Source organism: Nocardia nepalensis, assembly GCF_048910785.1.
GTDB lineage: Bacteria > Actinomycetota > Actinomycetes > Mycobacteriales > Mycobacteriaceae > Nocardia > Nocardia nepalensis.
In genome coordinates, this window is record NZ_JBKBET010000005.1 from 50,195 (window position 1) to 70,188 (window position 19,994).

At 67.3% G+C, this 19,994-nt stretch carries 24 protein-coding genes; 13 read left to right on the forward strand and 11 right to left on the reverse strand.

What is annotated here, in order from left to right:
* Positions 1 to 162 precede the first annotated feature (162 nt).
* Both tsaA and ACHQ4I_RS04555 read right to left on the reverse strand, forming a co-directional pair.
* The gene (gene tsaA / locus ACHQ4I_RS04550) at positions 163 to 567 is read right to left on the reverse strand and encodes a tRNA (N6-threonylcarbamoyladenosine(37)-N6)-methyltransferase TrmO (RefSeq protein ID WP_420770399.1); all 405 of its coding nucleotides are present in this window, start codon (positions 565 to 567) and stop codon (positions 163 to 165) included.
* Positions 568 to 616: 49 nt separating this feature from the next.
* A complete protein-coding gene (locus ACHQ4I_RS04555; protein WP_420770400.1) occupies positions 617 to 1,276 on the reverse strand; it encodes an alpha/beta hydrolase in 660 nt (219 codons plus the stop codon).
* Between the two features lie 216 nt (positions 1,277 to 1,492).
* Here ACHQ4I_RS04555 and sigJ point away from each other — a divergent pair, with 216 nt between their 5' ends.
* Positions 1,493 to 2,422 carry an RNA polymerase sigma factor SigJ gene (gene sigJ, locus ACHQ4I_RS04560; protein WP_420770401.1) on the forward strand — a complete coding sequence of 310 codons (930 nt, stop codon included), beginning with the start codon at positions 1,493 to 1,495 and terminating at the stop codon, positions 2,420 to 2,422.
* A 128-nt stretch (positions 2,423 to 2,550) separates the two neighbouring features.
* On the opposite strand, the gene ACHQ4I_RS04565 is transcribed toward sigJ, so the two are convergent.
* From ACHQ4I_RS04565 to arsM, 4 genes are all read right to left on the reverse strand, one after another.
* Entirely contained in the window at positions 2,551 to 3,093 is a 543-nt protein-coding gene (locus tag ACHQ4I_RS04565) for a YceI family protein (protein WP_420770402.1), read from the reverse strand.
* Positions 3,094 to 3,339: 246 nt separating this feature from the next.
* A complete protein-coding gene (locus ACHQ4I_RS04570) occupies positions 3,340 to 4,881 on the reverse strand; it encodes an HD domain-containing phosphohydrolase (RefSeq protein ID WP_420770403.1) in 1,542 nt (513 codons plus the stop codon).
* Positions 4,882 to 4,933: 52 nt separating this feature from the next.
* Complete coding sequence (locus ACHQ4I_RS04575; protein ID WP_420770404.1) at positions 4,934 to 5,467, reverse strand: permease; 534 nt, start codon at positions 5,465 to 5,467, stop codon at positions 4,934 to 4,936.
* A gap of 156 nt (positions 5,468 to 5,623) precedes the next feature.
* Entirely contained in the window at positions 5,624 to 6,436 is an 813-nt protein-coding gene (gene arsM, locus ACHQ4I_RS04580) for an arsenite methyltransferase (protein WP_420770405.1), read from the reverse strand.
* Between the two features lie 107 nt (positions 6,437 to 6,543).
* On the opposite strand from arsM, the gene ACHQ4I_RS04585 reads away from it, so the two are divergent.
* Both ACHQ4I_RS04585 and ACHQ4I_RS04590 read left to right on the forward strand, forming a co-directional pair.
* Positions 6,544 to 6,921: a metalloregulator ArsR/SmtB family transcription factor gene (locus ACHQ4I_RS04585; protein ID WP_420770406.1), complete on the forward strand. Its 378-nt coding sequence runs from the start codon at positions 6,544 to 6,546 to the stop codon at positions 6,919 to 6,921.
* Positions 6,922 to 6,982: 61 nt separating this feature from the next.
* On the forward strand, positions 6,983 to 7,750 hold the full coding sequence (locus tag ACHQ4I_RS04590; protein ID WP_420770407.1) for an alpha/beta fold hydrolase: 768 nt from the start codon (positions 6,983 to 6,985) through the stop codon (positions 7,748 to 7,750).
* A gap of 153 nt (positions 7,751 to 7,903) precedes the next feature.
* On the opposite strand, the gene ACHQ4I_RS04595 is transcribed toward ACHQ4I_RS04590, so the two are convergent.
* A complete protein-coding gene (locus ACHQ4I_RS04595) occupies positions 7,904 to 8,566 on the reverse strand; it encodes a YcnI family copper-binding membrane protein (RefSeq protein ID WP_420770408.1) in 663 nt (220 codons plus the stop codon).
* A 166-nt stretch (positions 8,567 to 8,732) separates the two neighbouring features.
* Here ACHQ4I_RS04595 and ACHQ4I_RS04600 point away from each other — a divergent pair, with 166 nt between their 5' ends.
* The 4 genes from ACHQ4I_RS04600 (at position 8,733) to ACHQ4I_RS04615 (ending at position 12,277) form a co-directional block, all read left to right on the forward strand.
* Positions 8,733 to 9,953: a cytochrome P450 gene (locus ACHQ4I_RS04600; RefSeq protein ID WP_420770409.1), complete on the forward strand. Its 1,221-nt coding sequence runs from the start codon at positions 8,733 to 8,735 to the stop codon at positions 9,951 to 9,953.
* Complete coding sequence (locus ACHQ4I_RS04605) at positions 9,950 to 10,555, forward strand: TetR/AcrR family transcriptional regulator (protein WP_420770410.1); 606 nt, start codon at positions 9,950 to 9,952, stop codon at positions 10,553 to 10,555. Before ACHQ4I_RS04600 ends, ACHQ4I_RS04605 begins: the two co-directional genes overlap by 4 nt.
* Positions 10,556 to 10,632: 77 nt before the next feature.
* Entirely contained in the window at positions 10,633 to 11,616 is a 984-nt protein-coding gene (locus ACHQ4I_RS04610; RefSeq protein WP_420770411.1) for an aldo/keto reductase, read from the forward strand.
* A 148-nt stretch (positions 11,617 to 11,764) separates the two neighbouring features.
* The gene (locus ACHQ4I_RS04615; RefSeq protein WP_420770412.1) at positions 11,765 to 12,277 is read left to right on the forward strand and encodes a hypothetical protein; all 513 of its coding nucleotides are present in this window, start codon (positions 11,765 to 11,767) and stop codon (positions 12,275 to 12,277) included.
* A gap of 83 nt (positions 12,278 to 12,360) precedes the next feature.
* On the opposite strand, the gene ACHQ4I_RS04620 is transcribed toward ACHQ4I_RS04615, so the two are convergent.
* Positions 12,361 to 12,567: a hypothetical protein gene (locus tag ACHQ4I_RS04620; protein WP_420770413.1), complete on the reverse strand. Its 207-nt coding sequence runs from the start codon at positions 12,565 to 12,567 to the stop codon at positions 12,361 to 12,363.
* 221 nt (positions 12,568 to 12,788) lie between these two features.
* Between ACHQ4I_RS04620 and ACHQ4I_RS04625 the strand changes: the two genes are divergently transcribed.
* Together ACHQ4I_RS04625 and ACHQ4I_RS04630 are read left to right on the forward strand one after the other, a co-directional pair.
* Positions 12,789 to 13,286: a protein-tyrosine phosphatase family protein gene (locus tag ACHQ4I_RS04625; RefSeq protein ID WP_420770414.1), complete on the forward strand. Its 498-nt coding sequence runs from the start codon at positions 12,789 to 12,791 to the stop codon at positions 13,284 to 13,286.
* A 66-nt stretch (positions 13,287 to 13,352) separates the two neighbouring features.
* Complete coding sequence (locus tag ACHQ4I_RS04630) at positions 13,353 to 14,717, forward strand: FAD-binding oxidoreductase (RefSeq protein ID WP_420770415.1); 1,365 nt, start codon at positions 13,353 to 13,355, stop codon at positions 14,715 to 14,717.
* Positions 14,718 to 14,782: 65 nt separating this feature from the next.
* Here the strand turns inward: ACHQ4I_RS04630 and ACHQ4I_RS04635 are convergent, their stop codons facing one another.
* The gene (locus tag ACHQ4I_RS04635; protein WP_420770416.1) at positions 14,783 to 15,244 is read right to left on the reverse strand and encodes a hypothetical protein; all 462 of its coding nucleotides are present in this window, start codon (positions 15,242 to 15,244) and stop codon (positions 14,783 to 14,785) included.
* A 118-nt stretch (positions 15,245 to 15,362) separates the two neighbouring features.
* Here ACHQ4I_RS04635 and ACHQ4I_RS04640 point away from each other — a divergent pair, with 118 nt between their 5' ends.
* The 3 genes from ACHQ4I_RS04640 to ACHQ4I_RS04650 all read left to right on the forward strand — a co-directional run bounded on the left by ACHQ4I_RS04640 (position 15,363) and on the right by ACHQ4I_RS04650 (position 18,258).
* A complete protein-coding gene (locus ACHQ4I_RS04640) occupies positions 15,363 to 15,968 on the forward strand; it encodes a PadR family transcriptional regulator (RefSeq protein ID WP_420770417.1) in 606 nt (201 codons plus the stop codon).
* A gap of 146 nt (positions 15,969 to 16,114) precedes the next feature.
* Complete coding sequence (locus ACHQ4I_RS04645) at positions 16,115 to 17,122, forward strand: adenylate/guanylate cyclase domain-containing protein (RefSeq protein WP_420770418.1); 1,008 nt, start codon at positions 16,115 to 16,117, stop codon at positions 17,120 to 17,122.
* Positions 17,123 to 17,466: 344 nt separating this feature from the next.
* A complete protein-coding gene (locus ACHQ4I_RS04650; protein WP_420770419.1) occupies positions 17,467 to 18,258 on the forward strand; it encodes an RluA family pseudouridine synthase in 792 nt (263 codons plus the stop codon).
* A gap of 59 nt (positions 18,259 to 18,317) precedes the next feature.
* Here ACHQ4I_RS04650 and ACHQ4I_RS04655 read toward each other — a convergent pair whose 3' ends face one another.
* The gene (locus tag ACHQ4I_RS04655) at positions 18,318 to 18,500 is read right to left on the reverse strand and encodes a hypothetical protein (RefSeq protein ID WP_420770420.1); all 183 of its coding nucleotides are present in this window, start codon (positions 18,498 to 18,500) and stop codon (positions 18,318 to 18,320) included.
* A 191-nt stretch (positions 18,501 to 18,691) separates the two neighbouring features.
* Positions 18,692 to 19,336, reverse strand: coding sequence for a TIGR03086 family metal-binding protein (locus ACHQ4I_RS04660; protein WP_420770421.1), 645 nt, complete (start codon positions 19,334 to 19,336; stop codon positions 18,692 to 18,694).
* Between the two features lie 87 nt (positions 19,337 to 19,423).
* Between ACHQ4I_RS04660 and ACHQ4I_RS04665 the strand changes: the two genes are divergently transcribed.
* Positions 19,424 to 19,861 (forward strand): MarR family winged helix-turn-helix transcriptional regulator, encoded by a 438-nt coding sequence (locus ACHQ4I_RS04665; RefSeq protein ID WP_420770422.1) that lies wholly within the window; start codon positions 19,424 to 19,426, stop codon positions 19,859 to 19,861.
* The last annotated feature ends 133 nt before the right edge of the window (positions 19,862 to 19,994 follow it).

Below are 19,994 nucleotides of genomic sequence, written 5' to 3' on the forward strand. Positions count from 1 at the left end.
GCGGCTACGCCCCCTGCACAGCACGCTCATCGCCACACCGTGGAGTTGCCGCGAAAGTCGTTGTCGGCGTGACTCGGAGTGCTGTCCGCCGGGAGGGCACGAAACTCCCGGCGGCACAAGCGGCGCGACGATCGGTTGCCGGTAGCGACCTTTCGGTACGGCTCAGCGGTCCGGGGCGAGGAGGGGTTTGAGATCGAGTATCGGTGTGCCGTGCAGGGCTTCGAGGTTGCTGACGTGGATGCGGGTGCCGGCGATGGCGAGGATGTGAATGTGGTGCAGGCCGATCGGGTTGGGCCGGTGCGGTGCGCGGGTGGCGAAGACTCCGGTGATCGCCCGGGTCGCGTCGCCGCGCGGATGGATGGTGAGGGTGTCGCGGTCGGCGCGATCGAGCCAGGTCAGCAAGAGGATGTCCGTGCCTGCGGTGAGGCCGTCGAGGGCGCGGGCATATCGGTCGTCGAGCACCAGCCAGGCTTGCGGAGCTCCCTCATCGGGTTGCCGCGGAGCCGTCGCGAGGTCGGTGAGCACTGATTCGACGTGTCCGATCGGGCGCAACTTGTAGTCGGTCACGATGTCTCCATTTCCCTTCGGCGCCAATCGGTTCGGCGCGGGATTGTGGTCAGAGGGAGGCGAGAGCGCGGACCCGATCCGCGATAACGCGCTGGGCGACGTCGGAGGTGAAGGCGACGGTCTCGAACCTGTGCGGCACACCGGGGTGCAGGTGGAATTCGACCGGCACACCGGCCTGGCTCAGCCGCAGGGCGTAGGCGAGATCCTCGTCACGGAAGATGTCGAGTTGACCGACCTCGATGTAGGCGGGCGGCAACCCGGCCGGATCGGCGACGCGCGCCGGGGCGGCGGAGGCGGGGGTGTCCGGCGTCGGGTGGGGGTGCTCAGGGGCCAGCCGGTAGTCGACCGACAGCATCGAGGTCCCGCTGGCGGACACGTACCGGGAGACCGATCCGTCGAACAGGCCGATGTGGCCGAGGATCATGCCACCGGCGTGCAAGTAGAGCGCGGCCGGGCCGGGCCCGTCGGCGGCGTCTTTTCGTGCGTACCAACGCAATCGGATCGTCGCGCCGTCAGCGGTGGCCAGCTCGTGGTCGGTGATCGTGACATCGTCCGGGAACGGCTGGGCCGTGTTGGCCTGGCCGATCCGTCCCTCGAACGCGATGCGGCGGGCGGCGACATCGCCGACCGGTGGGGGCGTGCTGTCGGCCATCGCGGCGGCGAAGGGAACGAGAGTCTGGGCGACCTGGGGGTCCAAGGTGAAGGGCACGGCTGTTCTCCTCGATGCGGTACTCGGGGTGCGCGGTGTACCTCTCAACGACGGGACAGCTCGGTGAAATGTGAGGTGCGCGAAAGGATTCGGGCCGGCCCTGGTGTGCCTGACGAGCTACGAGCTCGAACTGTTGGGCGCTGGATCGGCCTCACAGTTCGATGCGCTGTCTCGTCGGACCGGTGAGAACACAGATGATCGAAGAGAGTCGGCGACATGATGAACATTGCATCCGAGCCGGGAGACGCCCGTCGCGACCCGAGCCTGAGTGCGATCCTCGGCGAGCGGCGTCACCTGATCAATGTCGGGTACCGGCTGCTGGGCTCCCTGTCCGATGCCGAGGATATGGTTCAGGAGACCTACGCTCGCTGGTATGCCATGTCCGAACAGCAGCGGGCAGCCATCGAATCGCCCGGCGGCTGGCTGACGACGGTCGCGAGTCGCATCTGCTTCGACCTGCTCGGCTCGGCGCGGGCCCGCCGGGAAAGCTATGTGGGCGAATGGCTCCCGGAACCGCTGCCCGATCGCACGCCATGGACCACAGGGCAGTCGAGCGGCGACCCAGCCGACCGGATCACCCTCGACGAGTCGATCACCATGGCCTTCCTCGTCGTGCTCGAAGCGATGACCCCGGCCGAGCGAGTCGCGCTCGTCCTGCATGATGTCTTCGGCTACGCCTTCGCCGAGGTGGCCGATATCGTCGGCCGCACCCCGGCAGCCTGCCGCCAGTTGGCCTCCTCGGCCCGTCGGCGGCTTCGCACCGCGCGGGAACCCGCGACGCCGCAAACCCAGCGTGCCGACATCGTCAGGGACTTCAAACAGGCATGGGCGGCAAACGATCTCGACGCCCTCATCGGCATCCTCGACCCCGGCGTCCGGGCGATCGGCGACGGCGGCGGCCTCGTCGACGCCGCGTCCCGCCCGATCGAAAGCAGCCAGGAGGTTGCGCGCTACCTCATCGATCTCATCAGTAGAGCACCCGAGATGACGATCCTCGAACGTACGGTCAACGGCGAGCCCGGTCTGGTGCTCCAGCGAGCCGACGTCACCGAAGGGGTGTTGGCGTTCGACATTGCGGGCGACCGGATCACGCGAATTTGGGCGATGCGCAACCCTGCGAAGCTCCGCCATTGGATGGCGCCCTGACCAGTGCGAACTGCGTTACGCCACTTCGACGGCGATGGGGCCGCTGACCTGTTGGTCGGCGGCCCCATTCGTGCTCCGGCGCGGCATCCCGCCCGCGCGGCCGCGGGATCGCTGTGTGCCTTCGCCGCTCAGGAACGCCGGATCGCGGCGAGGTCGAACTGCAGCGTCACCTTCGAGCCGACCATGCCCGCGGCCGCCTTCCAGTGCACCCCCCAGTCCTTGCGGTTGATCATGGCGCTGCCGGTGAAACCGAGCCGGAGGGTGCCGTGCGGGTCCTGCTGCGCGCCGGTCAGTTCGAAGTCCACGGTGACCGGCCTGGTGACGCCGCGGATGGTCAGGTCACCGGTGACCTCGACGTGATTCTGGTCGAACCGCTCCACCTCGGTCAGCGTGAAGGTAATCATCGGGTGGTCGTCGACGCCCAGGAACTTTTTGCCCAGCAGATCGTCGCGCTGCCGGTTGCGGGTGTCGATGCTGTTCGCCTGGATCGTGAGCCGGGCGCTCGACTTCGACGGTTCGTCGCCGTCCAGGTGCGCGCTGCCCTCGAACTCCACGAAGTTCCCGCGCACCTTGGTGGCCATCGTGTGCCGGGCGATGAACCCGATCCGCGTGTGGGCAGTATCGAGGACGTAGTCGCCGGTCAGCTCGCTGAGTTCGATCGTGGTTGACATGGTCGCTCACTCCTGGAGAGGTATGGGGGGTGTCGGGACCCTCAGTCGGGTCTCGAGCACAACGACGACATGGCCCCTCGAAATGTGAGGCGACGCGGCCCTCGCCGCTCGTAGTACAACGTCGTATCGCGAATCTCGATCTCGCTCACGGTCCCTGACCTCCTGAATCGACTACGGCAACACGGCGACACCTACGCGCGCATCGGGTGAACACCCCATCAGTGACCCAGCAGCCGGTGCTGCATCTCAGTGACCCAGCAGCCGATGCTGCATCGCGAAGACCGCGGCCGCTGCGCGCGAGTTCACGCCGATCTTCGCGTAGATGTTCTCGATATGGCGGCCGACGGTCTTGACCGATAGCCGCAGGTCCGCGGCGACCTCCTGGTTCGTCCCGCCGCGCGTGATGCGGACCAGCACCTCGACTTCCCGGTCGGTCAACCCTGCGGGACGGTCGGCAACGGGCAGCGTTCCCGCGACGCCGAGCACCGCGTCGGCCGCGGTGCGATCCAGACGACCCGCCCGCACCTCGTCCCGCACCGCATCGGCGACCTGCGCTGGACTCGATGCGGCGCGATACGGGCGTTCCTCCCCCATCGCCGCCACCACATCGGCACAGCCCAGCAACCGTTCGGGCAGGTCGAGATCGCGGGTGCCGCGGTAGTACCCCGAACCATCGATGCGCTCGTGGTGCGCACCCGCGAGGCGGCCCACATCGGCCAGCACCGGGCATCGGGCCAGCGTGCGTTCGGTCAGATACGGATGCATCCGCACGCGCTCCCAATCGGAGACATCGAGCGGGCCCGGCCGATCCCAGATCCCTACCGGCACACCGACTCTGCCCACATCGTGGACGAGTCCCGCCCGCCGCAAACGCAGGATCTGCGCCGATGTCATGCCCACCGCGGTCGCCGCGGCCGCGGCGAGTTCGGCGACCTTCGCCGAATGCCCCAGTGTCCAGCGGGATTTCAGGTCGGCGAACGCGGCGACCGCCAGCAGCGCGCGATCGAGCCGCGCCGCATCGAGCTGCTCGCCGGAGGCATTGGCGGCGAGCATGGCCTGCCAGGCATTGCCGCGGTCGAGCTCACCCAGCACCTCGGGCCCGATCCGGACGCATGCGTCCACCACCGCCGCGTCATAGCCACGACCTCGCCGACCCCGCAGCGCATCGGAGAACCGCCGCGGGTCGGCCCGCCAGAAAATATCCGCGTCGCGGGCCACAACGGCTACCCGCGTGGCCAGCGGTATCTCGAATCCGGCCAGCCCGCTCGGGATCCCGCGGCCGTCCCAGCGTTCATACGCATGCGAAAGCGCCTGCTGGACAGCGGAGTTCACGCCGAGCCCGGCGGCAAGCCGAGATGCCACCTCACAGTGGACCGATAACGTGCGTTCGCCCCCGTGCGGTCGCGCGAGCGCACCGGCGAGCAACGCGGCGCGGCGGTAGCCCGACAAGCCAACGCCCGCAGCGGATATCAGGCGGCGGGCCATATCGATCTTGGATCCCATCACCGCGGGCGCCATCGCCGCGAAGAACGCGATCTCGTCTCCGCCTGCCAAATGCGCAGTGCGCCAAGCGTCCGCCGTACAGCCGAGGAACCTCAGCAACGCGACCTGTTGCAGATCAGCCAGCTCATCCTCGGCGACCCCCAACTCCCGGCCCGCTTCGACCGCCAGCACCGAGGTCCTGATCGCGTGCGAGTACGGCTGGCCGGTCCCGAGATCGGTCGCGACCGAGATCGCACCCAGCAACTCGACGAGCCGCAGCGTGCCGTCCGTGCCCGAGGACGTCATACAGTCAGTATGCGACGCAAAGCCCCCGGCACAGCCCTCTCACCACCGATCGCTATTTCGACAGTTGCGGCCGTTCTGTCCGCCGCCGGACCCAGCGTGTGACCAGGAATCCAACGCCGAGGACCACCAGTGCCGCGACGATCGCGCCGAGCAATGTGGCGCCTCGGAAGCCCGGTGCGTCGACGTCGAGGATGCGCTGGCCCGCGTGTGCGCCATTACCGTCGCCGAGCACGATGGTCAGTGTCATCAAGTTCGGGATCGCGGTCACCAACGCGGCCGCAGCGGATACCGCCGCGATGTATCGGCCGTATCGCCGACGCCAGACAAGCGGAGCGATCAGCAGCAGTATCAGCGGCACCGCGGTGCACAACGTGCCGAACGTCAGCCCCCATCCAATGCCCTTGGCGAAACTCCCGTGCGATAGGTCCGCGATGCGCTGCGCCCACCAGCGCGGAATGAACGCCGCCAGCACAAAATACGAGACGACCAGCACCACGGCCGATACCAGCAGCGCAATGATCCGATTCCGCCAGCGCGGCACCGGCGTTCGACTTTCGGCCGATCCGACCGCGTTTTGCGTAGTCATAGCCACGATTATGCTTGCTTGCGCCTATCTTGTTCGGTAGCAATTTCTTTCACGATCCGAGGGGCCGCTTCGCCTTTACGCGATCGGCCGGCCCCGCCGCGACGCACTATCAGACCGCTCGGTGTCACCTTCGGCGCGACATCATCGAGGGGTGCCCTATGAGCAGCAAGTCGGCCCGCAGCACGGGGCCGCCTCCTCGTCGGTCACCTGCCGCACCGGTTTGACGGCCTGCACGATCGCCGAGTGCATGCCCTCGGCAACCGAGTGCGTCGAGGTGATCTCGATATCGGTGAACCCGGCCGCGGCGAGCCCGTCGCGGTATTCGGCGAACGACAGGGCCCCGGCGATGCAGCCGACATAGTCGCCGCGTTCGGCGCGCTGCTCCGAAGTGAGGGCGTCATCGGCGACGACATCGGAGATCCCGATCCGCCCGCCGGGCACGAGCACGCGGGCCATCTCGGCGAATACGGCGGATTTATCGACCGACAGGTTGATCACGCAATTGGAGATCACCACGTCGATGCTGTTGGCGGGCAATGGGATCGCCTCGATCGTCCCTTTCAGGAACTCCACATTGGTCACCTCGGCCTTGGCGGCGTTCTCCCGCGCCAGCGCCAGCATCTCCTCGGTCATGTCGACCCCATACGCCTTACCCGCCGCACCGACCCGGCGCGCGGACAGCAGCACATCGATCCCGCCACCGGACCCGAGATCGAGCACCCGCTCACCTTCGCGCAGGTCGGCGACCGCGGTCGGGTTGCCGCACCCCAGCGACGCGGCGGTCGCGGCAATCGGGAGCTGTTCGCGGTCGGCGGCGGCGTAGCGGCTGGCGCCGAAACTGGCATCGACCTCCACCGCCGCGCTGCCGCAACAATCATTCGCGGCGCCACCGCCCGCGACCACGGTCGCGGCCTCGGCATAGCGCGCCCGTACGGTCTCGCGAAGCTTGAACTGCTCTTGATCAGTCATGGCGCAACTCCTACCTGTTCCAGCAGGGAATAGCTCCCCTACCAGGTTGTATTGATGTATATCGATACAAGCTTGCGCCTTGATTTGATGAATGTCAATATAGAAGTGTGTCGAAACAAGATTTGCCGGAGATCGCCGCCACCGCCGGGTGCTGCACATCGACCCTGTCCGCCCCGCTGGACCATGAGGCGGCGGTCGAGTTGGCCGCGGCGTTCAAGGCTCTAGCGGACCCGGTCCGGTTGCGACTGCTCTCATTGATTGCCTCCCGCCCTGGTGAGGAGGTCTGCGTCTGCGAGCTGACACCGCAGTTCGAGTTGTCCCAGCCGACGATCTCCCATCACCTCAAGGTGCTGCGCGAGGCGGGGGTCATCGACAGCCAGCGCCGAGGCACATGGGTCTTCTACTGGGCGATCCCGCAAGCCCTGCAACGCCTTTCGGATACCCTGGTCACCGCGGGCGTGGAACCCGCGACCGCGCGCGGATGAGCACCGATAACCAGACACTGAGGCGGTGTCTACCGCGTCGCCCCCATGAAAGACCGAAGAGATGAAGACCAGACGAATCGTCGCAAGTGCGTGCGTGGCGGTCACCGCCGTCGCTGTCGTGGCCTGCGGTTCGCGACCGGCGTCGGCGGATCCGGCCGACGGCATAGCCGGCTGTCCGACGGGTAGCCGCGCGGACGAGCCGGTCGTCCTCGTTCATGGCTGGCAGCCGCTTTCGTCGTTCGGCCAGGATGGCGCGAGCCGGAGCATGGGCGAACTCGAGTCGGTCTTGCGGACCGACGGGCGTTGCGTCTACCGACCCGACTACGACTCCGACGCCGATCCCGAGCAGCTCGTGGAGCAGTTCACCGACGCGGTGCACAAGATCCTCGAGGTCAACCACGCGAGCTCGGTCGACCTCGTCGGCCACTCCTACGGTGGACTCATCGTGCGAGCGGTGAGCATGCGCTTCACGGACGAAGCGAACCTGGTCAACAAAGTCATCGCCATCAGCGGCCCGCAAACCGCACCGGGCCGACTCAGCGGACTCAACCCGGCCGCGAAAAGCTATATCCAATCGCTCAACAGCGGACCATCTCCCGTCGCCGCATCGGTGCAGTACACCATGATCGCCACGCACGAGGACCAGATCTCGGTCCCGCCGGACATCGCCTTCCTCAACGCCCCGAACGTGCACAACATCTGGCTCCAGGACGGCTGCCCGCAGGACCGCAGCGGACACATCACAGAAATGCGGGATCCACGCCTCATCGGCCTGGTCACCAACGCCCTCGACCCGAACCTGCACCCCGCCATCCCCTGCGAGGCGTAACCCGTCACCCAACTCCGCCCAGTCTGCTGCGGGCTCGGTGGCCGGGATCCCCCGCGGGGCGAACTCAGCCCCTTTCGACGGGCGGTCCGCGCCCCGACTCCGGCGATCATGCCGACCGCTCGGTGGCCGATCGGGATCCCCCGCGGGGCGAATTCAGCCCCTTCGGCGGGCGGTCAGCGCCCCGACTCCGGCAATCACGCCGACCACACCGAGCGCCACTCCGATCACGCCCAGCCACCGGGCGGTGGTGTCGCGCGCCGACTCGTCCTCGGAGGTCGCCGCTCGAATGTCGCCGTGGTGGTTCGCCCCGCCGGATTGCTTGGCGCCCAAGGTCAGCGACGGGGCGGGATACTCGGGTTCGCTGACACCGGCCGTGGTTTCCTGATCCCACTTCACCACCTGACCGTCCGCGTAGGTCTGGACCGCGGGCATGGTGAGGGTGCCGGTGTCGGGCAGGCCGTTGGCGAGTACCGAGAACTGTTCGAATTGCCCCGGCCCGATCCCTCCGCCGGGATCTGCGGTCCAGGTGATGGCGGTGATATTGCGGGCGGCGTCCTTATTCGCCACGGCTTTCCAGCCCGGCATCGCCTGAGTATCGGCGGCGGTCAGACCCGAAATCTGCACCATCAGCTCGACGGTCGCACTGTTGGTGGCCGATTCGTTCGGCACCCGGAAGGTCAGCACGGCAGAACCGCCCCGAGCGGCGTCCGGTGCCGACACGGTGACATGCGCCGACGCGGGCGCGGCCATGAGCACTACCGCGAAAGCCGCGGCTGCGCCGGTGAACGAGGTACGCGAGAGCCAGGAACTATTCATCGAAGAGATCCCTCCTGCGCAGTCGGAAGTAATAGCGGTTGACGATAATCCCTGCTCGGCCACGATCAGCGGCGATCCACCGATGCGTCACCCAACAGGATGTCCGGCGGCACGGCTTATAGAACGCGTTCTAGACAGATATGGCATTTTGTCTTACGCTCGCTTCATGAAGACAGAGTTGTCTCACCAGCCGCGGTTCGAGTTGCGCTCCGCCGAGACCTGGCGCAATCCGTGGCAGATGTACGCCGACCTGCGTGCCGACGACCCGGTGCATCATGTTGTGCCGCAAGATGATCCGGATAGCGACTACTACGTCCTGTCCCGTTACGCGGACGTGCACGCGGCGGCACGCGACGTCGCGACGTTCTCCTCCGCGAACGGCCTGACCGTCGACTACCGCGATCTCGGTGAGATCGGCCTGCCGGAGCCGCGCCCGTTCGTCTTCACCGATCCGCCGGACCACACGACCTTCCGCAAGCAGGTCATGAAGGGCTTCACGCCGCGTCAGGTGCGCTCGGTCGAACCGCAGGTGCGCGCGTTCGTCGTGGAGCGCCTGGAACGACTGCGCGCGGCGGGCGAGGGCGATATCGTCGTCGAACTGTTCAAGCCGCTGCCGAGCATGGTGGTCGCGCACTATCTCGGTGTGCCGGAACCGGATCGGCCGAAGTTCGACGAGTGGACCGACCTCATCATGACCGCCTCCGCGGGCGGCAGTCCGCTCGACGCCCAAGAGGCCATCGGTGAATTGATGCAGTATTTCACCCAACTGATCGAGCGCCGCCGTACCGAACCCGCCGACGACACGATCTCGCATCTGGTCGCCTCCGGTTTGGGCGCAGACGGCGACTATGCGGGCATAATCTCGATTCTCGGCTTCGCCTTCACCATGATCACCGGCGGAAACGACACCACCACCGGCAATCTCGGCGGCGCGGTGCAACTGCTCACCGAGCGCCCCGATCAGCGTCGGCTGCTGATCGAGAATCCGGCACTCATTCCGGACGCGGTCGAGGAGTTCCTACGACTCACCTCACCCGTGCAGGGTTTGGCGCGAACGCTGGTGCGCGACATCGAGATTCACGGCACCACCATTCCCGCTGGACGCCGCGCGCTGCTGCTGTACGCCTCCGCGAACCGGGACGAACGCGAATTCGGTCCCGACGCAGGCGAACTCGACGTACTGCGGCGGCCCAAACAGATCCTGACCTTCAGCCACGGCAATCACCACTGCCTGGGAGCCGCCGCCGCGCGCATGGTCGCCTGCGTCGCGCTGGAGGAATTGCTGTCGCGCTGCCCGGATTTCGTCGTCGATATCGACCGGGTCCGTTATGCCCCCGGCAGTTACGTGCGCTGGCCGGATCGCGTGCCCTTCCGGGTGTCCCGATGAGTGCGGCATCGAGGGGCGGCGCTCGGGCGACGGGTGGGCCCGGAGATTGGCTGCGCCCCAGGCGCGCCGATATCGCGGCCGAACAGATTCTCGACGCCGCCGCACAGCTGTTCGTCGAGCGCGGCGTCGCGAATTCCGGCATGGGCGACGTCGCGAAGGCCGCGGGCTGCTCACGCGCAACCCTGTATCGCTATTTCCCGAATCGCCAGGCCCTGCGAATCGCGTTCGTGCACCGCGAAGCTCGTCGGGTCGCCACCGCGGTCGCCGAAGAGGTGCGCGATATCACCGATCCCGGCGAGCGCATTGTCACGGTCATGCTCGCGTCGCTGCGCGAGGTCCGCGCCGACCCGACCCTGATCGCCTGGTTCACCGCGGGCGATGCGGGCATTGCCAATGAAATCGGCCAATCCTCTGAGGTCATCGAGGCCATCGCCGCGGGACTGCTGCCGCCGACCGCCGATCCGGACCGCTCGCGCCTGGCCCGCTGGCTGGCTCGCGTCATCATGTCGCTGCTCACCGCTCCGGGTCGCGACGAGGCGGACGAGCGAGTCATGCTGGAACAGTTCGTCGCTCCGGTCGTCGTGGGCGCGTTCGCGAATTGACTTCCCACGGTTGACTTGGAGTGCACTCCAGGTCGTAGCGTCGATGACGTAATCGTCGACCAAGGAGGAAGCCTCACATGATTCCGACCAGGAAGCTCGGCCAGCTGACCGTGAGCGCACAGGGCCTGGGCTGCATGGGCATGAGCCATGCCTACGGCGTGCGCGATAACGACGACGAATCCATCGCCACCATCCACCGCGCGCTCGAGCTGGGCGTCACCCTGCTGGACACCGCCAACGTCTACGGTCCGGAGACCAACGAGCGACTGGTCGGCAAGGCCATCGCCGACCGCCGCGATCAGGTGGTGCTGGCGACCAAATTCGGCATCGTCTGGGGCGAGGACGGGAGCATGGGCGCCCGCGGCGACGCGGCATACGTCAAACAGAGCTGCGACGCATCGCTGGCCCGGCTCGGCGTCGATCACATCGACCTCTACTACCAGCACCGCGTGGATCCGAACGTCCCGATCGAGGAGACCTGGGGCGCACTGTCCGAACTGGTGCAGGCGGGCAAGGTGCGCCACCTCGGCATTTCGGAGGCCTCGGCGGCGACCATCCGCCGCGCGCACGCGGTCCATCCGGTGACCGCACTGCAAAGCGAATGGTCGCTGTGGACAAGGGATATCGAGGCCGAGGTGCTGCCGGCCTGTCGGGAACTCGGCATCGGCATCGTGCCGTTCTCCCCGCTCGGCCGCGGCTTCCTGACCGGCGCTATCACCTCCACCGCCGACCTGCCCGCCGACGATATGCGCCGCAGGCTACCGCGATTCGCCGATGGCAACTTCGACCGCAATCTCGCCATCGTCGCCGCGCTGCGCGAGCTGGCCGCCGAAAAGGGCATTACCGCAGGACAATTGGCTCTCGCCTGGGTGCAGAGCCGCGGCGACGACGTGGTCCCCATCCCGGGCACCAAGCGCCGCCGCTACCTCGAGGAGAACGTCGCCGCCGCCGAAATCACCCTGACCGCAGACGATCTCGCCCGCATCGACACCGCGGCGCCCGCCGCCGCGTTCGCCGGGGAACGCTATCCGGAACATCTCGCCAAGGCCGCCGGTCACTGACCTGCGCGGTTAGGGTAACCACCACCGCTAGCGGCGGTTGACCGGGTGCCGGTTCCAGCACCGGACGGACCGTCTACGATCTTTCGCGTTTGCTTGTCGTCAGCTGCTCCATCAGATCAAGGTCGATCCAGAGGAGAAGGTAATCGTCATGGCAATTTCTCGGAAGGTCGCAACGGCGTCCGTCGCCGCGGCCGCACTCGCCGCCGCACTCGTCGGCGTCCAGAACGCCTCGGCCGATCCCATCACCGGAGGATGCTCCGGCGGCCACGTCAGTTTCAGCACGACTCCGCTCGGCATGTCGGCCGCACCGACCACGGCCACGTGGAACGGCAACCTCACCGGCTGCACGGGCACACCCGCATCCAACGCCACCATAAGCGGAACCTTCAACGGAACCGGCAGCTGCGCCGATGTCAACGGTCAGATCGACGGCACCGTCACCTGGTCCAACGGCGCAGTCAGCCGGATCAGCGGCTTCTGGCGTGTGCCCGGTGGTGGCGACACCACCAACACTGTGACCATCACCGATGGGCCGGGCGCGCGCGGCCTGCTGGTCGTTGAGCAGGGTCCGATCAGCAACGCCTCGGCGATGGTGGTGCCGTGTCTCACGGGCCAGGCCCGCAGCGCGGACGTCCCGATCATGGCGGCCCATTTCAGCTGAGTGCGCGTCAGCGGGTGCCGGGCAATGCGCCCGGCACCCGCTTTCAGTTCGGCACTTGAACGGGTTTCGAGTTCCGGGAGCGGTTACTTCCGGCCGGAACCGCTGGATGAGAGCGTGATCAGGTAGCAGGTGAGGTCGGGGGTCGGCGTGGTGCAGACCTGCCAGACGGGGGTCGCTTGCTCGACCGGTTCGGCTGGCTCCAGGGTGATGGCCGAGGCCGGTACGGCGACGGCCATGGGCGCCATGAGCAACGCGCCGATGAAGAGTCCGGCACGCAGACGGGTACGCATGGTGGGTGTTCCTTTCCGAACGGCGAGGGGCCACCGTTCGTCGGGACGCTATCGAGGCGATGATCGTGCCGGACAGACCGAAGAAGAGTTGCCCCCGGAACCGGGGCCAGCACATCGAAGACCCGAAACACCATGCGGCAGCGTATTTCCGCGGCCGCGTAGGACGGCGGTACCGTGGAATAAGGCCGACCCGGCACGGCCGACAACCGCGGGAGACAGCGATGGTGCGGATCGAGGGTATGCAGACGCCCGATGCCGATGCGCCGTGGCACGAGATCGTGCCGCAGTTGTGGATGGGCGGACATCATTACGGGAGCGACGGGGTGCGGGTGCCCGCCGTGGTCGGGACCGAATTCGATGTGGTGATCAGCCTGTTCCAGGCCGACGGACACGGGCCGGGACCGGGAGTCGAGCACCACAACCTCGCGATTCCGGATGCGGCGCTGCACGCCGAGCAGCTCGCGGCGGCGCGTGAGTTGGCCGCGATCGCCGCGGCGGCGGTCCGTGCGCATCGGACGGTGATGGTGCGCTGCCAGTACGGCTACAACCGGTCGGGGTTGGTGGTCGCGCAGACGCTGCTCGACCTGGGCTATTCAGTCGATGACGCGATCGCCCTCATCCGGCGGCGGCGCTCACCCTATGCGCTGAACAACGAATTCTTCGTGAACTACCTGACCACCGGACTCGACGTGGTGCAGCTGTTGTCCGATCTCGATTAGGCACCCCGGTGCGGCGGCGCGGCGGCAGCGGGGCGCGGCGATAGGGTCCATCGCATCGGCAATCGCATGTCACGGGCGTCGTTTCTGCGCGGCGCACTGGGTGCCGGAGCAGCGATGGCCAGCTCCGGATTCTTTGCGTGGCCGGGCATTGCCGCTGGACAGCAAACGGATCTGCGCGGGCGAGTGCTGAAGCCGGGTGATGCCGAGTACGTGTCGGCGAAACAACTCTTCGATACCCGGTTCGACGACAACACACCCGCTGGCATTGTCCGGGTGGCGTCGGTCGAGGATGTGCGCGCGGCGGTCCGGTTCGCGGCGGAGTCCGGACTGCAGGTCACGCCGCGCGGTGGCGGGCATTCCTATGTCGGGGCGTCGGCGGCGGACGCAACGCTGGTCATCGATATGCGCGAACTGAACGATGTGCGCTACGACAGCGGTCGGGTGACCGTCGGAGCCGGAGCTTCGGTGTCCGCGGTGCGGACCGAGCTACAGCGATTCGGGCAGACCCTCCCGCTCGGCACATGTCCGACGGTCGGCATCACCGGTCTGACGCTCGGCGGCGGCATCGGCGTCGAGTCGCGTCGGTACGGATTATCTTGCGACCGAATCGATTCGGCGACGATCGTGCTGCCGGACGGCGAGTCCGCAGCGGTGTGCGCAACCAGCGATCCGGACCTCTTCTGGGCGCTGCGCGGGGGCGGCGGACGACTCGGCGTTGTCACCTCGCTGACCTTCCTGACCTGCCCGGCAACACCCGAATACACAGTGCGCCTGACCTTTCCACCCGACCGGATCACGCGGGTGATCACCGGCTGGGCCGATTGGCTCTCGACCGCGAACCGAACCGCCTGGGCCAATATCGAGGTATCCACCGATGGGCACGGCGCACTGGAATGCGTGGTCATGCTGGTCTGTGCCGAGGGAACGGAAGCGGAACATACTGCGACCTTGACCGCGGCCACCGGCAGCAACCCGCTGACCGTCGATCATCTCGATGCGATGAACGCGGTCGCGGATGTCGATCTGCCGCGCGGCTGCCGCATCGCGGGATCCGATGTCCTGGTGGATATTTCGACCGATGTAGCCGAACGGATTGTCGAGACCGTCGCAGCGCTTTCGGATGTGAGCGGCCGAGTACTCATCGATCCACTCGATGGCGCGGTACGCGACCTGCCCGGCGCCGCCACCGTTTTTCCGTGGCGCAACCACACGGCGGTCCTGCAGTGGATCGTCGACGGTCCCGCCGACGCAACGCACTGGATCGCCCAGGCCCATCGAAACCTCGGTTCGCATTCGGCAGGCGCATATGTCAATTACCTCGAGCCATCGGACTCCCCCCGCCGCTACTTCGCCGACAACCTGGACCGACTCCGACGCATCCGCGCCGCCGTCGATCCCGACAACCGACTGCACTCGACACTCACCCTCTGAACCGGCATCGAAATGCCAAGTGCCCCAACCTCGGCGCACACCAAGGCTGGGGCAATGCACGCGGATCAACGCGGCGCGTTCGCCGGATCGGCAACGGTGGGGTGCGTCCCATCGCGATGCGCCCGGCGCACATCCTCGAAGAATTCCCGCGAGAACATCGCCGACAGCACCGCGATACCCGCACGGTGCACGCGGAATTCGCTGCGGATGCTGGTGCCGGTGAGGCGGATGACACGGCCCGCGGCATCCTGCGGCCGCGCGAAATCCTTCACCCGGCCGCGGCCGGTCCAGCGCAGTTCGGTCTGGTCGATTACGGCGTCGTCGGGGACGAGCAGCTTCACCATCGCGTGGTCGAGGTCGGCGTGCACCACGATCTCGCCGTCGCCGGTGATCCGCGGCGAGCGCAGGTCGATGACGACGCTGCCGTAGCGGGCGGTGATGTCGAAGGCGTCGGCGTCGGTCCAGTCACCGAGGCGCTTGGTGGTCTCGTGGTCGACGTGGATGCGGGTGGCGGTCTTGGCGGTCATTTCTTCGATCCTTTCGGGCGGTGACTTCCGCTGATGAACTAATAGTGGCACAGCCACTAGTTGCTTTGCAACTAGTTTGTAGGAACCTAGTTGTCGGGATACCACTAGAATGGTCGGCATGACGGCATCGACGCAGTTCAAGCGCTCTCCCCTGGCGATGGCGCTGCTCGGCATCCTGCATCTGGAACCCATGCACCCCTATGCGATCCAGCGGCGGATCAAGGAGTGGGGCAAGGACAAGGTCGTCAATGTCGCCCAGCGCGCCGCGCTCTACAAGACGATCGGCAGGCTGCAGGAGGCCGGGCTGGTCACGGTCCGCGAGACCGGACGCGATCAGCAATATCCGGAGCGCACCGTCTACGAGATCACCGACGCGGGCCGCGCGGCCTGCGCGAGCTGGTTGGCCGAGATGATCGGCGAACCGCGCAACGAATATCCGGAATTCCCTGCGGCACTGTCATTTCTGATGCTGCTCGGACCCGAGGGCGCGCGCACCGAACTGGAGCGGCGCGCAAAGTCGGTGCGCGCCAAGCTCACCGAGATGGATACCGATGCGACGCAGGCCGCCGCCATGCACCTGCCCCGGGTGGTGATGCTGGAGGAGGAGTACCAGCGTACGGTCACCGAGGCCGAATTGCGTTGGCTCGACGGTGTTATCGCCGATCTGGCCGCGGGCACGCTCACGTGGTCGCGGGAATCCCTGCTGCCGTACCAGCAGTCGTAGCCGAGTTCCGTACATTGGCCCCGGACAGCGACTGCACCTGAGCTGATTGTGACCGGTCACAGTCCCGTGCCGCGGTTGCCGTGGCGGTCACCGTCACCTGGTCTGTTGCCGCGATAGGCGCCCGCACGGCCCGTAAGGTACCGATCATGGTTCCCACCGAGATATCCGAGCTGGTCGAGTCGGTCGTGGAGTCGTATCTGCTCGACGGACCGCGCCGCTACAACCGGATCCAGGTCGCCGAGGAATCCGGGACGACCACCTCCCTCACCAGGCGGCTATGGATGGCACTCGGCTTTCCGGCCAGCGTCGACGACACCGCGGTCGACTACGCCGACGCCGATATCGCCGCGGTCCGCAATTTCCGCGCGCTCAAAGCGCTCTCCTCGGCCGACTCCCGGCAGCAGGCCGCGACCGTGCGCACCCTCGGCCAGGGCATGGCGCGACTCGCGGAATGGCAGGTCGACATGGTGCTCGCCGAGATCGGCGATCGCATGGCCGAGGCCGGGCCGGGCGCCGATCCAACCGAGACCGCCCGCATCGCCACCGAGGCGGCCATCTCGACGCTCGAACAGATCAATACCTACGCCTGGCGCCGCCATCTCGCCGCCGCGGTGGCCCGTTCACTCGACCCGGGCACCACGGCGGGCGAGGCGGTCCGGGAGCTGGCGGTCGGCTTCGCCGATATGGTCGGCTACACCCGGCTCACCAGGCATCTGCATCCCGACGAACTCTCGATGCTGTTGGAGGCGTTCGAATCCACCACCACCTCCGCGATCACCGAAAACGGCGGCTGGGTCATCAAGAATGTCGGCGACGAGGTCATGTTCGCGGCCGAGGATCCGGCCGACGCGGCGCGGATCGCGCTGGCCATCCAGGAGAGCACGATGATGGTCGGCGGCACCCCCGAGCTGCGGGTCGCCGTGGCATACGGTCCGGTGCTGCAGCGCTTCGGCGATCTCTACGGGTCGGTGGTCAATATCGCGTCCCGACTCACCGGCGTCGCCCGCCCCGGCACCGTCCTCGTCGATGACGAGGCCGCGGCCGCCCTGGACGGCAACCCGGAGTTCGACATCCGCAACCTGCGCAGCGTCCGCGTCCGCGGCTTCAACCGCCTGCGCCCGCACACCCTGCGCCGCAACGGCAGGAAGCGGTGACATTCCGCGGCGCCCGCGCTGCTGCTCGCGCGCCGCGGTGTGCGGTGACCTCGCCTTTGCTCGCCCGAGCGGTAAGGACTACGGACTTCATCCGGCAGCATTCGATGTGCGCAGGCGAGCACACAACCACGAACTCACCCACGAGCACTCGATGTGCCCGGCCCAGCACACACAACCACGAACCCCACCCACGAGCACTCGATAGGCACGGCCGAGCGGTCGGGACTCGTGTCCGCGTCGCATGCGCTTCGACCGCTCGGACGCGAGACGGCCGCAATCGGTCGCTCGTAGTACTCGATCCGTGGCGGCGCGGGGCGGTGTGAGCAGCGCTCTAAACTCGTCCGGTGGATTTCGAGTGGGCCGAGTTGCGCAGGAGTTGCACCGTCGCGGAGGACGCGGCGGTGCTGGCGTTGAACAAGCCCGCCGGAATTTCGGTGACCGGGGAGCGGCACGAGAGCGATATCGTCGAGGCGGCCGCCGCGGCCGGGGAAACGCTGTATCCGGTGCACCGCATCGACAAGGTGACCTCCGGATTGGTGCTGCTGGCCAAGGAGCTGAGCGCGCACGGCCAGCTGACCAGGCAGTTCAACAAGCAGACGGCCGAGAAGGCGTATCTGGCGATAGTCGAATCCACCGGGCTGCCCGATCGTGGCGTCATCGACCTGCCCCTCAGCGTCGGGCGCAAGAACCGAGTGCGCATCGCCGCACCCCGCGAGCGCATCCGCGAACACGCGGGCCGCTGGTTCGTAGCTGACGCGGACCTGTTGGCCGCCAAGAACTATCCGTCGACCACGCAGTTCGCCACAGTCCTACGCACCGACGAACACACCCTGCTGGCCCTGCGCCCGATCACCGGCCGCCGCCACCAGATCCGCGTCCACCTGGCCTGGATCGGGCACCCCATCCTCGGCGACCCACTGTTCGACAAATCCGGCCGCTACGACCGCACCCACCTGCACTCCTGGCAACTCACCCTGACCGCCCCGTGGCGCACACCTCCGGAACTCACACTTCGGGCAATGCCGAGCCCCGACTTCTGGCAGCCGCTCCAGCCCGCCCCGGACACCGAGGCAATCCTCCAACACGCCGACGACCTGCTGCATGCCACCGAATCACCGCTCCCCCCAAGCGAATAGCTCTCCTCCGCGTATGTTCCAGCGACCCCGCGCCCGCTGGTTCCGCCACCGAACCCGACTCAACCGCCGACGTGTGGCGGCGCGGAGGTGAGCGTGTCCCAGGCGGCCATCACGCAGGTGATGACCGCTTCCAACTCGGCGCGGGTGGCGCCGTCGCGGGCTTGTATGGATAGGCCCTGCACCACGGTGGTGTAGTAGCGGGCGATGGCGTCGAGGCCGCGGTCGGCCAGCAACTCCCGCACCGCATGGTTTTTCCACGGCACCGGTGGGCGCGGCCAGGATGAGCATGCAGCCGTGGGGCGCGTCCGGGCGGGTGATCTCAGCAATACGCAGCAGCGGCCGCGCGAAGGACGGCGCCCAACCATGCGCACCGCCACGCACGTGCGCGGAGCGTGGCGGGCGCGGCCATCGCCGGAGCGGCGGGCCGGGGTGCCTACTCGGGCCAGTTCGGGGAGCGGCCGAGGATGGCGAGGATTTCGTCGAGGGTGGAGTCGGTGGGCCAGGTGAGTGCGGGGGCGAAGGCGGCGCCGGGGGCCAGGCGGGCCTTGCCGCCGGGGACGGCCTCGGCTATCGGTAGGGCGGCGGCCAGCAGGGCTTCGTCGAAATGCACTGTTCTGCCCAGGGTTCGGGCGACGTCCCAGGAGTGCACGACGTAGTCGATGAAGTGGAAGCTGACCGCCTCGGTTCCGGGGAATTCGCAAGCGCGGGTGAATTCCGGTAGCGGGAAGGTTCGCCCCAGTACGCCGTCCTCGGCGAAGGAGGCCAACACATGTTCGGCGGCGGCGCGATATTGCGCGACCGGGTCTTCGCCCAGCGGACGCGGTCGCCACAGCGACATGTCACCTTCGCCGCGTGCGGCGGCCGCGAAACCATAGTGCTGGGTGATCATGTGCGCCAGCAGCCCGTGCAGCGTCCAGCCCGCGCAGGGCGTCGACTTGGCCAGATCGGCGGCGGTGACATGGGAAACCACATCGATACTGGTACGCACGGCCTGTGCGTTGAGCGCGATCAAATCGACCTGCGCAGCCAGTGACTCGAGGGTGCTCGGTTCGGCGGCGGTATCGGACTCGGTGGTCATTGCAGTCCTCTCGATGCATCCATAATGATATACACATGCTTACCATAAGCTAATGCATACCATTGGGCCAACGGGTATTTTCTTCCCATGTCCGATGCGCAGCGCCCCGATCTCGCCGCGATGTTCGTACCGCTCGGCCGCGCCCTGTCCGCGGCCGAACTGCCGGTACTCGAGCGCCACGACCTGACCATGTGGGGCTATGTCGTCCTGCTCGGACTCGGCGACGAACCCGTCTACACCCAGGCCGCACTGGCCAAGAAGATCCGCGCGGACAAGACGCGCATCATCGGCACGCTCGACGAACTCCAGCAGCGCGGCCTCATCCGGCGCGATCCCGATCCGGCCGACCGACGCGCACGGCTGATATCCCTCACCCCGACCGGCCGGACCACCCGCGACCGTGCGCAACGCGAAATCCAGGAGCAGGAAAACCAGCTGCTCGCCACACTGCCCGCGGACGATCGCAAGGCATTCCTGCGGTCGCTGCGGACCCTGTGGGAGTCGGTCGTCGAGCAGCCGAGCTGACCCGCCTGTGCGCGCGACCACTACCGACCCTTCGGCTTTCTACCGGTGTCCAGCCTCATGGCGACGCGTAACCCGCAGGTCATCTAGCCTGATGAGGTGTCGTGCACGCGAGGTCGGCACACTCTGACGCAGC

Bases quoted from the DNA above. Each gene is read 5' to 3' on its own strand.
- sigJ (WP_420770401.1), top strand. From the start codon at position 1,493: ATGATGAACATTGCATCCGAGCCGGGAGACGCCCGTCGCGACCCGAGC.
- ACHQ4I_RS04565 (WP_420770402.1), bottom strand. From the start codon at position 3,093: ATGTCAACCACGATCGAACTCAGCGAGCTGACCGGCGACTACGTCCTC.
- ACHQ4I_RS04570 (WP_420770403.1), bottom strand. From the start codon at position 4,881: ATGACGTCCTCGGGCACGGACGGCACGCTGCGGCTCGTCGAGTTGCTG.
- ACHQ4I_RS04575 (WP_420770404.1), bottom strand. From the start codon at position 5,467: ATGACTACGCAAAACGCGGTCGGATCGGCCGAAAGTCGAACGCCGGTG.
- arsM (WP_420770405.1), bottom strand. From the start codon at position 6,436: ATGACTGATCAAGAGCAGTTCAAGCTTCGCGAGACCGTACGGGCGCGC.
- ACHQ4I_RS04590 (WP_420770407.1), top strand. From the start codon at position 6,983: ATGAAGACCAGACGAATCGTCGCAAGTGCGTGCGTGGCGGTCACCGCC.
- ACHQ4I_RS04595 (WP_420770408.1), bottom strand. From the start codon at position 8,566: ATGAATAGTTCCTGGCTCTCGCGTACCTCGTTCACCGGCGCAGCCGCG.
- ACHQ4I_RS04600 (WP_420770409.1), top strand. From the start codon at position 8,733: ATGAAGACAGAGTTGTCTCACCAGCCGCGGTTCGAGTTGCGCTCCGCC.
- ACHQ4I_RS04605 (WP_420770410.1), top strand. From the start codon at position 9,950: ATGAGTGCGGCATCGAGGGGCGGCGCTCGGGCGACGGGTGGGCCCGGA.
- ACHQ4I_RS04610 (WP_420770411.1), top strand. From the start codon at position 10,633: ATGATTCCGACCAGGAAGCTCGGCCAGCTGACCGTGAGCGCACAGGGC.
- ACHQ4I_RS04615 (WP_420770412.1), top strand. From the start codon at position 11,765: ATGGCAATTTCTCGGAAGGTCGCAACGGCGTCCGTCGCCGCGGCCGCA.
- ACHQ4I_RS04620 (WP_420770413.1), bottom strand. From the start codon at position 12,567: ATGCGTACCCGTCTGCGTGCCGGACTCTTCATCGGCGCGTTGCTCATG.
- ACHQ4I_RS04625 (WP_420770414.1), top strand. From the start codon at position 12,789: ATGGTGCGGATCGAGGGTATGCAGACGCCCGATGCCGATGCGCCGTGG.
- ACHQ4I_RS04630 (WP_420770415.1), top strand. From the start codon at position 13,353: ATGTCACGGGCGTCGTTTCTGCGCGGCGCACTGGGTGCCGGAGCAGCG.
- ACHQ4I_RS04635 (WP_420770416.1), bottom strand. From the start codon at position 15,244: ATGACCGCCAAGACCGCCACCCGCATCCACGTCGACCACGAGACCACC.
- ACHQ4I_RS04640 (WP_420770417.1), top strand. From the start codon at position 15,363: ATGACGGCATCGACGCAGTTCAAGCGCTCTCCCCTGGCGATGGCGCTG.
- ACHQ4I_RS04645 (WP_420770418.1), top strand. From the start codon at position 16,115: ATGGTTCCCACCGAGATATCCGAGCTGGTCGAGTCGGTCGTGGAGTCG.
- ACHQ4I_RS04660 (WP_420770421.1), bottom strand. From the start codon at position 19,336: ATGACCACCGAGTCCGATACCGCCGCCGAACCGAGCACCCTCGAGTCA.
- ACHQ4I_RS04665 (WP_420770422.1), top strand. From the start codon at position 19,424: ATGTCCGATGCGCAGCGCCCCGATCTCGCCGCGATGTTCGTACCGCTC.